The 14,935-nt window shown below is 73.2% G+C and carries 3 protein-coding genes; 1 reads left to right on the top strand and 2 read right to left on the bottom strand.

Translation table 11 applies throughout. From position 1 onward, the window contains the following. Positions 1-89 precede the first annotated feature (89 nt). Positions 90-9,740, top strand: a complete 9,651-nt coding sequence (locus tag ACIQLL_RS17400) for a DUF5979 domain-containing protein (RefSeq protein WP_402469934.1) — start codon at positions 90-92, stop codon at positions 9,738-9,740. A 212-nt stretch (positions 9,741-9,952) separates the two neighbouring features. On the opposite strand, the gene ACIQLL_RS17405 is transcribed toward ACIQLL_RS17400, so the two are convergent. Then, entirely contained in the window at positions 9,953-10,372 is a 420-nt protein-coding gene (locus ACIQLL_RS17405) for a transferase (RefSeq protein ID WP_402469936.1), read from the bottom strand. A gap of 121 nt (positions 10,373-10,493) precedes the next feature. Next, positions 10,494-14,933, bottom strand: a complete 4,440-nt coding sequence (locus tag ACIQLL_RS17410) for a hypothetical protein (protein ID WP_402469938.1) — start codon at positions 14,931-14,933, stop codon at positions 10,494-10,496. Positions 14,934-14,935 lie beyond the last annotated feature (2 nt).

Raw genomic sequence — 14,935 nt, forward strand, 5'->3', positions numbered from 1 at the left:
GACGCACGTCAACGGGCCGAGCAGCGGCATCTGGCGGCGGGTCGCGGCGGACCGGTAAAGCCGGGGGCCGGTTCCGTCGCGGTTGGTCCGTGCTCGCGACATTCGCGCTCGCCCTGCCGCTGGTGGCGATCCCGGCGACGACGGCGTCGGCCGCCACCTGGGGGATCGACAAGCAGCTGGAGACCGAGGGTCCGTTCGCACCCGGCGACGTCGTCACCTACACCATCGCGTTGTCCTGCTCGGACCCCGTCGAGCCCTGTCTCGACGCCGTCGCCACCGACGTGCTGCCCGAGGGCCTGAATCTTCTCAGCGCGACGATCGCGAGCGGTCCGCCCGGTGGTGACGTCGTCGCCGACACCGACGCCGACACGGTGACCGCGACCTGGGCCTCCTTCGCCAACGGTTCGCAGGCCAACATCACGGTCGTCGCGGAGATCGACCCCGACCTCCTCTACAGCGCGAACGGCGTCCCGATCACCAACACGGCCAGCGTCGTCGCCGAGAACGCCGAGGAGGTGTCCGACTCCGCGGACCTCGTCCCTGTCGTGGAGCTGAACCTCGACTCCGACGTGACCAAGACGATCGAGCCGGACGGCGCGCTGGCGTCTCCCGGCACCGCCACGACGATCACCCTGGACGCGACGAACACGTCGAACGACGTGGTCGACACGCTCGTCGTCCAGGACCCCGCCGACCCGACCGCCGAGCCGAACCCGTTCGAGTACCTGGAGTACGCGGGCACCGGCACGGTCACCTACCCGCCGGACGCGGACACGCTCGTCACGGAGTACTGGGACGGGGACTCCTGGGAGCCGCTCGACGATGCGGTCGATCCCGCGGCGGTCCAGGGGGTCCGCTACACCTTCAGCGGCGACATCCAGCCGGGCGTCACCGCGAGCATCCCGGTGCAGGTGGTCCAGAACGACGCGGTCGAGGAGCTCTCCGAACCGACGACCGTCGTCAACGACGCGTCCGCCGTGGTGACCTACCCCGACGTGGATCCGCCGGAGCCGTCCACGGGCGAGGCGACCTATGTCATCACACCGCCGAACAACAGCGTCGCGGTGACGAAGAGCTACAGCCCCAACCCGGTGAGTGCCGGCCAGCCCACGACGGTGACGATCGGGGCGGAGAACACGGGGACGCCGGTCGGCTCGCTGACCTTCGTCGAACCGTCGCCCGGTACGCCGAGCCCTTTCGAGGGTGACGACGCCCTGACCTTCACCGGCTTCGGCGCGTCCGGGGACGGTTCGGGGGTGACGTGGCCGGCGGACGCGACGGCGGCCACCGTGGAGTTCACCTGTGCGAACGGGCTCACCCCGGCCAGCAGCACCACCGCGGTGGGCACGCTGCCGAACCCGCCCTTCTTCTGCGACGTCGTGGGGTTCGAGGTCGAGTTCACGGGTGACATCGTCTCGGGTGGGGAGGCGTCGATCCCGTTCGCCGTGGAGACCGACCCGGACCAGGGCGAGCCGGACGTGTCGCACCCGAACGAGATGACCGTGGAGGTGCCCAACTTCACGGGGACGGCGTCGGACACGCTGGTCACGCTGAACGACCGGCTGGCGACCGAGACGGACAAGATTCTCACGCCGCAGGAGATCCCGGCGGTCCCCGGGCAGGACGTCATCGTCCAGCTCCCCAGCCGCCTCCTGCCGTTCGGCTCGGACGGCTCGACCACCGACGCCGACCAGGTGGTGATCTCCGACCCGACCGATCCGGCGAACCCGGGGCCGTTCTGGGACCACTTCACCGCGACCTCGGTGCGCACCACGGACGTGCCGCCGGGTTCGACGCTCACGATCAACTACTGGGACGGTTCGGCCTGGGTGCCGGCGCCAGGATGCGGCCCGTACACCGGTCCGACGACGGCGAGCTGTGACCTGCCGTCCGGCGCGCAGGGCGTGCAGTTCGTCTTCGACGCCACGGGTGAGGGCTTCGAGCCCGGCACCCAGTTCCAGCCGAACTTCGTGGCCGAGTTCACCGGGCCCGAGGACCTGGAAGACCCCGTGCAGAACTGCGGTGCGTCGATCGCGTCGGCCGACGCGATCGACCCGACCGTGCCGGCCCAGGGCTGTGCGAGCATCGACCCGTTCCCGGTGGACACGGATGGTGGCGGCGACGGCGACGGCGCGGCCCTGCTGGGCAAGAGCTTCCTCGGCGACGACCCGGTGAGCGTCCAGGCGCGTTCGGACGCCGAGGTGACGGCACAGCTCACGTGGTCCACCGGGGGATTCTCCGGCGTGGACACGATGACGGTGGCGGACGTCGCGGACCCGGACACCACCGACGTCGCGGACTCCTTCTTCGACGCGTTCGACCTGGTGCGGGTGGAGCCGATCGACTCGGCCACCGACCCGCTGATCCAGTACGACCAGGTCGACGGCGTCGAGCTGTTCGTCGCGGGCGCCTGGGTGCCCGCGACGGACGACCCCTGCCCGTGCGTGGGGTCCTTCCCGGGGTACACCCTGACGGCGGACGAGAGCGAGCAGGCGACCGCGGTTCGGTTGACGTACTCCGAGAACCCCGGACGCACGAGCTCCGACCTCCTCGCGCCGCAGCCGGGCGACGGCGTGGCACGGTCGACCCTGTCCGACGACCGGCACCTGGACCTGACCTTCCAGGTCCGGGACACCCGCCGGAGCGACGGTGCCGCTGCGCTCGGTTCGACGCAGGGCACGATCTACAACGTGCCCGACCAGCCGGGCACGGTGAACGACACCGCGGGGGCGGTGGCCGTGTTCGACGGCGAGGAGTACGTGAACGTCGACGACGACGACGTCATCATCATCGACCAGCCGCTGAACGTCGCGGTGGAGAAGACCTGGGACGACGGGCCGATCTCCGTGCCGCCGGCGGAGTCGCCCGCCAACGTGTACCCGACGACGATCACCACGATCGAGGGCACGAACACGTCCAACGCGAAGGTGGACCAGCTCCGTCTCGTCGAGCCGGGTGTGCCGGGGTCCGACGACGTGCAGGTGGCCGCGGACACGTCACCGTTCGACGCCTTCACCCTCACGGCGGTCGCCGTCGAGCCGCCGCCGGGCATGGCGCCGGACGCGACGACGACGGTCACGCTCCACGACGTCGGGGGCACGACCCGCACGCTCGACGAGGCGGGCGCGGAAGCGTTGACGGCCGCCGACCTGGTGGACGTCGTCGGCGTCGAGGTCTCCTTCGACGGGCTCGTACCGGCCGGCGCCTCTGGATCGATGAGTCTGAGCCTGCAGCTCCGGGCGACGGACCGCTACGACGGCGACCCGGTCTCGGTGGGCGTGTACTCCCCGGTGCCGAACGGGGCGGTGGCCACCATCGACGACCCCGGCGGGACCTCGGGCGACGTCCGTCGGGCGTACGACGAGGCGGAGATGGTGCTGGACAACCCGTCGATGGAGATGATCGTCGACAAGAGCTTCTCCCCGGAGCAGATCGTCGAGCCGTCGACGGGCCCGGTGACGATGACGCTGACCGGGACGCCCGAAGGGCCGTCCCGGGCGAATCAACTGATCCTGACCGACGCCGACCCGCAGTTCTGGAACCAGTACGACGTGGTCTCCCTGGCAGGAGCCGTGCTGACCGAACCGATCGACCAGGTGCAGGTGGACGTCTTCGTCGGGGGGACGTTCACCGGGGAGCCGGGCTCGGCCGATCCGGTGACGGTGACGGGCGGTTCGTGGGTCGAGGGTGCTCCGTCGGCGGGCTTCGCGCTGCCCGCAGGAGTGGCGCCGGCGGACGTCCAGGGCCTGCGGTTCACCTTCACCCGCGCCGACGGGGCGATCTGGGAGAACCCGGCCCGACCGGTGCAGGAGGTGCCGATCACGGTCGAGCGGCGGGCGGAGCTGCGTTCGGGCGGGCCGGTGCTGCCCGATCTGGCGACGAACCCGCCCGCGCCGGGTGAGACGGCACCGGGGGTGGCCGGCAACACCGTCCAGGGATCGGCGTCCGGGGTCGAGGAGGTCACCGACCCCGACACCGGTGAGGTGGGCCCGGTGACGGGCACCGCGGAGGACGAGGCGTCCCTCCTCTACGCGCACGCGAGCAACGAGGTGGAGATCGTCAAGGACTTCTCCGGCGTGCCGACCGGTGGTACGGAGACACCCGCGTCGGTCTTCCCGATGAACATCACGGTGACGAACACCGGTGACCGCGCCGTCCAGGACCTCGTGGTGTCGGACCCGATGCCGGTCGACGACGACGGCGCGCAGCTCACGCTCGCCGAGGTGGACGAGCCCTACGCGTTCGAGCTCACCGGGACGGATCCCGATCCCACCGAGGGCACCCCGCTGCCCGTCACGGTCGGCGGTCCCGACGGGGTCGCCATCGCCCGGACGGGGAACCTCGAAAGTCTCGAGTTCTCCTTCCCCGAGGGGTCCGCCCTGGGGATCGGGCAGTCCTACACCATCACCGTCCTGGTGACCTTCCGGCTGGGCCTGTCGTCGCAGGTCGTCGTGGAGAACACCGCCGCCGTGACCGGCGACCGGCCGTGGGACGTGTGCTCCGCCCGGTTGGACGACGCGACCGGCGCCTGCGAGGCCGACGCCGACGTCCGCTCGACCGAGTCCGCCGTGATCTCCCAGTCGAAGGTGGTCCGGGCGACGGACGACGACGAGCTGGGGATCGCCCTGGCGCCCGGCGCTGACCCGGACACGGTGTGCGAGCCGGACGACGCGGGCTTCTACTCCTATCCCTGCACGCCCGTGATCGCCCCCGGTCACGACGCGACGTGGTGGATCACCTTCAGCAACGTCGGCAACGACCCGATCACCAAGCTCGTCACCTACGACCGGATCCCGGCCGAGGGCGACCGGGGGTCATACTCCGACACACCCCGGGGGTCGCAGTTCCAGGTGCTGCTCTCCCCCGAGCACCTGCCGCAGCTCGCTGACGGCCCGGTCGGCACCACGGCGGCGTTCTCCTACACGACGACCGACGACTACTGCATGGACGACATCGAGTCGCCGATCGACGAACCGGTCTGCCCGATCGGCGACCCGTCGACCGGATGGGTGCCGGTGGCCGACCGTGACGCGGTCCAGGGAGGCGCGATCACCGCGGTGAAGGCCGTGATCACGTTCCTCGAGTCGGATCCGCTCGAGCCGGGCGAGTCGATCGTCGTGGAAGCGACCACGACGAACCCGGCGACCGCACCGCTGTCCGGCGACCTGTCCATGGCGTTCAACTCGGCCGCGGCGTCGGCCGTGTACGAGCGGGAGGACGGCTCGAGCCGGAGCCTGCTGCCCGTCGAGGGAAGCCAGGTGGGGGTCGCCGCGGCCACCGGGTCGTTGCAGGTCACGAAGCTGGTCACGGGTGACGGCGCAGCGTTCGCTCCCGACACGATCGACCTGTCCGTGCTGTGCACGTCCGCGGCCGGGTCGTGGGTGGAGGCCGATCTCGACCCGATCCCGATCACCGTGACTCCGGGGGAACCGTACACCGTCACGAACCTGCCCTACGGGGCGGAGTGCACCATCAGCGAGGAGCCGTCGAACGGGCAGGACGGCGTGGTCGTGACACCGTCCTCGGTGACCATCGGCCAGGAGCCCGAGCTCGCCCAGGTCGGCGTGACCAACGTGTACCGCCTCGCGAGCCTGGAACTGGCCAAGACGGTCCAGAGCGACGCCGTGGACGCGAACGATGACCCGATCGCCTTCGGCCCGTTCGAGGCGACCGTGGACTGCACCTTCCTCGACGACCCCGTCTTCGCGACGGGGTACGGCCCGGACACGCCGATGACGGTGACGCTCGAGGACGGGGCCGACCCGATCGCCTTCACCGGACTGCCTGCCGGTGCCGAGTGCACGGTCACCGAGACCGGTACGGCCGGCGCGCCCACCACGTCCGTCGCGGTCACCCAGGGTGGTGACGAGCCCGTGACGACCGACGGGGTGTCCGCGACCTTCGTGCTGGAGCCCGACGACTCGGCGACCGGCGAGACCCAGAACTCGGCCGTGATCACGAACTCCTACGGTGTCGGCTCGCTCGAGGTCGCGAAGACCGTGGACGGCGAGGGTGCCGAGTTCGGGAACGGGCCGTTCACGCTCGATGTCGAGTGCACACTCGACACCGGGCAGGGCGACGTCGTGGTCTTCGCGGACACCTTCACGCTGACCGGTGGGGAGTCGGTGACGGTCGAGGACGTGGCCGCCGGTGCGTCGTGCGTCGTCACCGAGTCCGTCGACGGCGGGGCGACGACGGTGGACGTGACGCCCAGCCCGGCGATCGTCGAGGCGGACACCACTGTCACCGTCACGGTCACGAACACGTTCGACCTCGGTGCGATCGAGGTCAGCAAGGTCGTGGACGGGGCCGCCGGGCAGTTCGGCATCGGGCCCTTCGAGGTGGGCGTGGAGTGCACCTTCGAGGGCGATGCCGTCACCGTGGTCCCGGCCTCGCAGACCTTCACCGGCGGCGAGACCGTGACGTTCGACGGACTGCCCGTGGGGGCCGAGTGCACGGTGACCGAGAGCGACACGGCGGGGGCGACCTCCTCGTCGCTCGCCGTCGACGACGGCGCACCGGTGGGCGGCACGACCGTCGACGTCGTCGTGCCGCCCGGTGAGGACGGCGGCGGGACGGTGGAGGTCGAGGCGACGAACACCTTCGACGCCGGGACGGTCGTCGTCTCCAAGGCCGTCGACGGTGCCGGCGCTCAGTACGCCCAAGGTCCGTACGAGGTGACCCTGAGCTGCAGCTTCGAGGGCGCCGACATCGCGGTCCCGGGCGGAGCTGCGCGGGAGCTGGCCGTCGACGGGTCCGTCACCTACGACGGGCTACCCATCGGCGCCGCGTGCTCGGTCGCCGAGACCGACCAGAACGAGGCGACCTCGACAGCGGTCGAGCCGGCGAGCGTCGTCGTCGGGGGCGAGGACGGCACCGAGTCCTCGGTGGCCTTCACCGTCACCAACACCTACGACGTCGGTGCCTTCACGGTGTCCAAGGTGGTCACGGGCGACGGCGCCGAGTTCGGTGTCGGACCGTTCGAGGTGAACGTCGGGTGCACGTTCGAGGGCGCGGACGTCGCTGTCCCCGGCGGTGCCACCCGCACCGTGGACGGCGGTGCCTCGGTGACGTACGACGGCCTGCCGGTGGGCGCCGACTGCCTGGTCACCGAGACGGAGGACTACGGCGCGACGGACGTGCAGATCTCCACGACGGTGGACAGCGGTGACCCGGGCGAGGTGATCGTGCCGCCTGCGGACGGCGAGCAGGCAGAGATCACCGTGACGAACTCGTACGACGTCGCGGCGGTGGTCGTGTCCAAGGCTGTGGACGGCGACGGCGCGCAGTACGCGCAGGGCCCGTACGAGGTCACGCTGGACTGCACGTTCGAGGGGGCCGGCATCGAGGTCCCGGACGGTGCCGCGCGGACGGTCGAGGACGGCGGGTCCGTGACCTACTCCGGTCTGCCGGTCGGCGCGGCCTGCGACGTCTCCGAGTCGGACCCGTACCAGGCGACGTCGGTGGACGTCGAACCGTCGTCCGTCGTCGTCGGCGGGGACGACGGTTCCGCGGCAGAGATCGACGTGCTGGTGACGAACACCTACGACCTGGGCGAGTTCTCCGTGACCAAGAGGGTGACCGGTGAAGCCGCCGAGTACGGCGTCGGACCGTTCGAGGTGTCGGCCGAGTGCACCTTCGAGGGAGCGCCGATCGAACCTCTTCCCGGCGGAGCGACGCGGACGATCGAGCGTGACGGCACGGTCGTCTACGAGGACCTGCCGGTCGGGGCGGACTGCGTCGTGACGGAGACCGACAGCTACGGCGCGACCGACGTCGCGATCTCCACGACGGTCTCCGGCGGGGAGCCGGGCGAGGTGGTCGTGCCGCCCGCAGACGGCCCGGACGCCGAGGTGACGGTGACCAACACGTTCGAGCTCGGTTCGCTGCAGGTGACCAAGAGGTTGGCCGGCCTGGGCTCGCTCTACGGTCCTGGCCCCTTCTCGGTGGAGCTCGCCTGCACGTTCCAGGGCGAGCCCGTGGCCGTCCCGGGCCGCGACGAGCGGCTGATCCTGCCCGCGGAGACCATCACCTACGACGACCTGCCGGTCGGCTCGGTCTGCACCGTCACCGAGACGAACGACTTCGGGGCGACCTCGATCGAGATGGACCCGGTCGGCACCGGGGATGCGGCCACGAGCGGTGAGGTCGTGGTGGGGACGGACGACGTGGACCCCGTCCGGGTCACGGTGACGAACACGTTCGAGACCGCACCGCTGGTGGTGGAGAAGGTCGTGGACGGCGAGGCCGCTCAGTTCGCCCCACCGATGCCGGAGATCCCACCCTTCCTGCCGCTGCCCGACGAGGTGCCGACCCCGGAGGAGTTCGAGGAGCTGGTCCAGCTCTGGTTCGAGTACCTCGAGCAGGTGCCGTTCGACGAGTTCCCCTACGCGGTGACGCTGTCCTGCGTCGACAACCAGGGCGATCCCGTCGAGTTCATCCCGGGCGGGTCCGTGCGCAGGTTCGGCCCCGGCTACCGCGCGAACTACTTCGGTCTCCAGGACGGCAACGAGTGCGTGATCGTCGAGACGGAGAACGGTGGGGCCACGTCGACGACCATCGAGCCCGAGCCGGTGGTGATCGATGCCCGTGAGCCGTACGAGTCCCTGGCGCAGGTCGCCACAGTCACGAACACGTACGACGTCGGAAGCTTCTCGGTGACCAAGGCGGTGGACGGTGAGGGTGCGCAGTACGGCACCGGCCCGTTCGAGGTCAGCGCCGCCTGCGTCTTCGAGGGCAACGAGATCGACGTGCCGGGTGGGCCGACGCGTGAGCTCGCGGTGGACGCTCCGGCCGTCTACGAAGGACTCCCGGTGGACGCGGAGTGCGTGGTCACCGAGTCGGACGACGGCGGGGCGACGTCCACGACGATCACCAGCGCCGTCGAGGACGGCGAGCCCGGCGAGGTCGTGGTGCCCGCGTCGGACGCCGAGCAGGTGTCGTTGCTGGTCACCAACACCTTCGACCTGGGTGAGCTCTCGGCAGAGAAGGTCGTCGAGGGTGCCGGCGCCGGCCTCTGGGGCGCCGGCCCCTTCGAGGTGGTGCTCGGCTGCACGTTCGACGACGACCTGATCGAGATTCCCGGTGGTGCGTCGCGGACGGTCGAGCCCGGAGTCGCCGCCACGTGGACCGACCTGCCGGTCGGCGCGGACTGCGTGGTCACGGAGACCGACGACGGCGGCGCGACGTCGTCGACGGTGTCGACCGCCGTGGCGGACGGCGGCCCAGGCCGGGCCGTCGTCCCGGCGTCCGACGCCGATCCGGTCGTCCTGACGGTGACGAACACGTTCGACGTGGGAGGTGTGGCGGTGTCGAAGGAGGTCACGGGCCCGGGCGCGGCGGTCCTCGGCGACGGTCCGTTCGAGGTGAGCCTGGCCTGCACCTACCGCGGCGACGACGTCGAGGTGCCCGCCGGAGCCGTGCGGGAGGTTCGTGGCGGGCAGACGGTGCTCTTCGAGGACCTGCCGGTCGGGTCCGAGTGCGTCGTCACCGAGACGGACGACGGCGGTGCTGACGGCACGGCCGTGTCGTCCGTCGCCGGCGGCGAACCGGGCGCCGTGACGGTCGGCGGGGGAGACCCCGCCGAGGTCACCGTGACCAACATGTTCGCCGCGCCCCCGGCGACCGACCCGTCTCGCCTTCCTCGCACTGGCGGCGACGTGCTCGCTCTGCTGGGCGTCGTCGTCCTGCTGCTCCTGACGGGTGGGGTGCTGCTGGCGGTCCGCCGCCGCCGCCCATGAACGCTGTGGGTATGAAATGTGCAGGAATCAGCGGCCCGCAACGGTAGATTTCATACCCACAGCGCGGGGCGAGGGCGTGCCTCGTTCCTCGGCCCCCACCCTGCGCTGCGCCTCCGGCTCAGGCCGCGGTGTGGCCTGGCCGCCTGAGCCTGCGGTTCCGCTGCGGGCGGGTGCCTCGTTCCTCGGCCCCCACCCTGCGCTGCACCTCCGGCTCAGGCGGCGGCGGTGAAGTCGCGGCGTCGCCGCTCGACGCGCACCCGGCTGCCCTCGGGCACGATCTGGTCGGGCAGCACGACGGCGCCCGGTTCGACGAGCGCCTCGGCGCCGAGCCGGGCGTGCGCGCCCACGCGGGCGCCGTCGCCGACGACGACGTCGACCCCGACGTGCACGCCGTTGCCGACGCGAGCGCCGTGCTCGACGACGGCGTCGACGTCGACCCAGCTGTAGCGCCCGATCCGCGCCAGGGCGCCCACCTGCGCGCCGGCCTCGACGTAGGCGCCGATCTCGACGGTCGCGTCACGGTGGACGGACGCCTGGGGGGACACGTAGCCCTGCCCGTTCTCGTGCCGGACGTAGCGCGTGACCTTGCCGGCGTCGTCCTCGATCTCGACCTTCCGGGGAATGCGTCGCACTGCTCTCCTCGTTCGGTAGGTAGTCTCGTTGCTCTTGACATAACGTGCGACACGCCGCGCAGATTCCCACCCGGGCGCGGCGAGCCGTCCGGGCCCTGGTCAGGACCCGCCCCGGCGGAGGCTATCGCGGCGGCCCCGGCAGCGGAGAAATTGCCCGGAGCACGAGCAGGCCGAGCATCGGGACGGCCGGGAACAGCATGAGCGTGACCACGCGGATGCCGTAGTCGTTGACGAGGGCGCCGCCCACCCCGGCGATCAGCAGGGCGACGAGCACGGTCCGCAGCAGCGGCCACGCCTCCTCGGCCTGGGCCGACCACCGGGCACGGAACCGCGGGCCGCCCCACAGCACCAGGACGAGCGCCACGAGCACCGCCAGGGACAGCCACGCGGGGAACCCGGCGCCCAACGAGCCCCAGGCGTACCCGGCCTTGCGCCACACCGTCTCGAACGCCCCGCCGTCGATCACGGACTGCACGAACGCGCCGAGGTGGGACCGCTGGTCCGGCGGGCGCAACCAGTCGAGGACGCCGATGACGGCCACCAGCAGCACCCCGGCGCCGCCGGCCAGCAGCAGCCGCTGCCACGTCAGCCGGGCCCCCAGCACCCCGAGCACCACGACCGCGAACACGGGCACCAGCACCAGCCCGCCGCCGACGTCGACCCCGAAGGTGGGCCAGACGGTCGCGACCATGGTGACCACGCCGATCACACCGGCCGCGACGGCGCCCGCGACCCGGTTCCACCGGCGCGCCACCAACGTGGCCAGCCCGGCCGCGCACAGCACGGCGGCGACGGCGTAGACGGAGTAGGTGGGGTTGCCGAACCCGTAGAACCGCCCCCCGAGGGTGGGTGCCGCACCGAGCGGGCTGCCCCGGTGCAGCGGGGTGCCGAGGACGGCGTCGAGCGTGAGCACGACGAACGTCACGGACGCCACCAGCACCGTGCCGGCCCAGGCGGGCCGGCGCGGGGCGAGCGACCCGACGAGCGCGACCGTCGCCGTGCCGGCCCCGAGCGCCACCCACAGGCCGGCGTCCGGGTCCGGCAGCCGCCACCACGACCACGTCGTCATGAGGAACGTCGCGGCCGGCACGGAGGCGCAGAGCAGCAGCACGGTCTCGAGGGCGCGGTCCAGGGCGCGGGCCACCCGGCCGGGGTGCCGCCGTCGGACCCGGGGCAGCACGACGACCACCAGCAGGAACGCGACCAGGGCCACCTCCGTGGGGATCTGCGTGACCGACGCCGTGACCTCGCGCAGCGCGTGGTCCCGGTCGGTGAGCGCGGCCAGGTCGCGCGCGGTCGCACCGCTGCTGCTCGGCCGTTCCGCCCCGAGGGAGATCGCCGCACCGGAGAAGTCGGGCGGACGGGGCAGGCCGAAGTCCTCGACGAGTGTGGGCGGCACGTCGAGCAGGCGGACGACGCCGAGCCACCGGGTGGCGGCCGAGGTGAGGTACGACGGCGCGGTCTCGGTGTCCGTGCGCGCCAGCCCCACGCCGAGCGAGGGGCGGGTCGGCGCCGGGTTGCCGACGTCGAGCACCAGCACGGTGACGTCGTCGGGCACGGCGGCGAGCACGTCGCGCACGGTCGCGTCGACGGCGCGCAGGGCCTGGGCGCGATCCGGGCCCGGGACGGTCGCGTCCTGCGGGACGGGGCGGGAGTCGCTGCCCTCGCCGGTGGGGTGGTACGGGGCCGATCCGGCGTCGACGATCGTCACCGGGCAGCCGAAGGCGTCGTCGGGGTCGGCGAGCGCGTCGGGCACGCTCCGGTAACGCGCCACGGCGCCGTCGGGCGTCGCCAGGGCCAGCGCGGCCGCCGGCCCGACGGCGGTGGTGCAGACGGCGCCGTCGGCCAGCGTCCGGCCGAGCACGCCCAGGTGGGGGTCGTACGCGGAGCCGGTCTGCAGCTGCCGCAGGTCGTCCCAGCCGTCCACCGCGGCACCGCCGGTGACCTCGTCGGGTGTGACGTCCCAGTCGGTGCAGCGCCAGGTGCCGTCGACGCTCTCGCCGGTCACCGTGCTCCGCCCGGCCGACATGCCCAACCAGCCGGCGGCCACGCAGTCGGCCGACGCCCCGGTCACCGACGCCGTGACCCCGCCGGCGCCGGCACCGTCGCGCAGGGCCTGCCACAGGGTGGGGGTGGCCGTCGGGGTGACGTCCTGCCAGCGCAGCCCGTCGGTCCCCACGATCACCACGGGCTCGCCGTCGCTCAGCGCGGGGGTGCCGCCGTCGGAGACGTCCCCCGCGTGCGAGAGCCCGCTCGCGGGCAGCGCCGCCCCGCCGAGCTGCAGCGTGAGGAGCGCCCCCGCCGCGACGGCGGCCAGACGGCGCGGGACCCCGGCGGAGCCGGAGCCCGAGCCGGAGCCGGCGACGCCCGACGGCGCCGTGGCGAGCCCGTCCTCCAGCGCGCCGACCAGCAGCAGCGGCACCCCGAGGAGCAGCACGTACATCGCCACGACCACGCCCGAGTCGTTGAGCAGGGTGCCGACGACGGCGACCGTCACCAGGGCACCCACCGCGCGGCGCAGCAGGGGGTCGCGGTCGGAGGCGGCGGCCAGCCCGGCCAGGCGGAACCGGAGCGGGTCGAGCACCGCCCAGGCGGTCGCCGCGCAGACGACGGCCGCGAGGGCGCCGGCCGGGTTGGCGACGGTGGCCCAGGCCCCGCCCGCCTTGGCTGCCAGGACCTCGAGGGCGTCGCCGTCGAGCATCGACTGGACGAACCCGCCCAGGTGGGTGGCCGGCGGGAACGCCCAGTCCACGACCGCGACGACGGCGGCGCCGAGCACGGTGGCTCCGGCCACGAGCAGCACCTGGCGCCACGTCACGCGGAGGCCCGCCACCCCGAGCGTCAGCACCGCGAACGCGGGGACCAGGGCGAGGATCCCTCCGAGGTCGGCGCCGAACGGCGGCAGCCCGTCCACGAGCACGGTCACGACACCCACCGCGGCCACCGCGGTCGCCCGCGCACGACGGCCCGCACCGCGCTGGCGCAGGAGCGCGGCGAGCCCGGCGGCCAGCACCAGCCCGGCGACGGCGTACACCGAGAACACCGAGTTGGAGAAACCGTAGAAGCGGGCGCCGAGCGACGGGGCCGGTCCGAGCAGCGACCCCTGCTGCAGCGTCGTGCCGGTCAGCCCGTCGACGGTCAGCACCAGCCAGGTCGCCGCCGCCAGGGTGGTGGGCAGGCGCCACGGCGACGGCGGGAGCAGCAGTCGCGCCCACCAGGCCACCAGCGCCACGGCGAGCGCGCCCCCGGCCACCGCGAGGGACAGGACGGTCACGGGGACCGGGGAGGCCCACCACCGGGACAGGGTCGCCAGGGTGGCCGCGACCGGCAGGCAGGACGCCACGGTGAGGACGGCCAGCGGCAGCCGTCCCGGGCGCCGGCGGGACAGCAGCAGCCCGGTGACCACGGCGACGACGGCCAGCGCGAGCGTGCCGACGAGCACCGGCGTCATGCGCGGCAACGTCTCGGTCAGCACCGACAGGTACTGCCGGTTCTCCACCGTGCGGAAGACGGACAGCCGCCGGTCCTCGCCGTGCTGCAGGGGGGAGCCGGTGAACGCGGCCGCCGCCTCGGCGACGTCCTCGTCGTCGCCGTCGGCACCGGCCAGCAGCGCGTCGGCGAGCGTGGCGGACAGGTCACCGGCGACGACGACGCCCGGCCAGCGGGAGGACGTCGACGTCAGCCAGGTCGCGTCCCCGCCCGGGGCGGTCCAGTCCACGACGACCTGCAGGTCCTCCGGGCCCTGCGGGGTGTCGGCGAGCCCCGCCACCACGAGCCGGCCGCCGTCCGGCAGCAGCCCGGCGAGACGGCCGACGCTCGCGTCCACCCGGGCGACCGCCTCGGTGCGCTCGGTCGCGGCGTCGGGGAGCATGCCGAGGTCGACGACGGTCACGGGGCAGGCCGCCAGGTCCGCGCTGCTCGTCAGGTCGCCGGCGTCGCCCAGGTACCGCGCGACGTCGCCGTCCGGGTCGGCGAGCGCCAGGGCTGCCCCCGGGCCCACCGCCGTCGTGCAGCTGCCGACCGTCTCGGCGAGGCCGCCGAGCGAGCCGGGGCGCGGCCCCGGACCGGCCGCGTCCTCCGCGGTGACGAGGCCGTCCCAGCCGGGCACGTGGACCGGCGCGACGGCGTCGTGCGCCGGCAGCACGGGGATCGTCGGGCAGGGTGCGGCGAGCTCGTCGGCGCCGGCGTCCCCTCCCTGCGGGTCCGCGCCGTCGGTGCCGTCCGCGGTGCCGTCGTCCGTCGACCCGGCCGTGCTCTCCTCGCGGTCGGCCACGACCCGGCTGCCCGCGGACAACGACAGCCAGGCGTCGGCGGGGCAGGTCGGGGTCAGGGTGCGCACGGAGACCGACGCGACGGAGCCGCCGCCCACGAGGCGCCACAGGTTCGGCGTGCGGACGGCGTCGACGTCGGACCACTGCAGCCCGGCGACCCCGGCCAGCACCACAGGGGTGCTCGTCGGGGTGTCGGGTTCGTCGGCCTGGGCCGCCGTCGGCACGAGGCTCAGGGCGAGGGCGCAGAGCAGGCCGACCAGGACGGCGACCGGACGCAGGGTCGGGCGCACCG

Origin of the sequence: Isoptericola aurantiacus (assembly GCF_044769875.1) — a bacterium.
Lineage (GTDB): Bacteria > Actinomycetota > Actinomycetes > Actinomycetales > Cellulomonadaceae > Isoptericola > Isoptericola aurantiacus.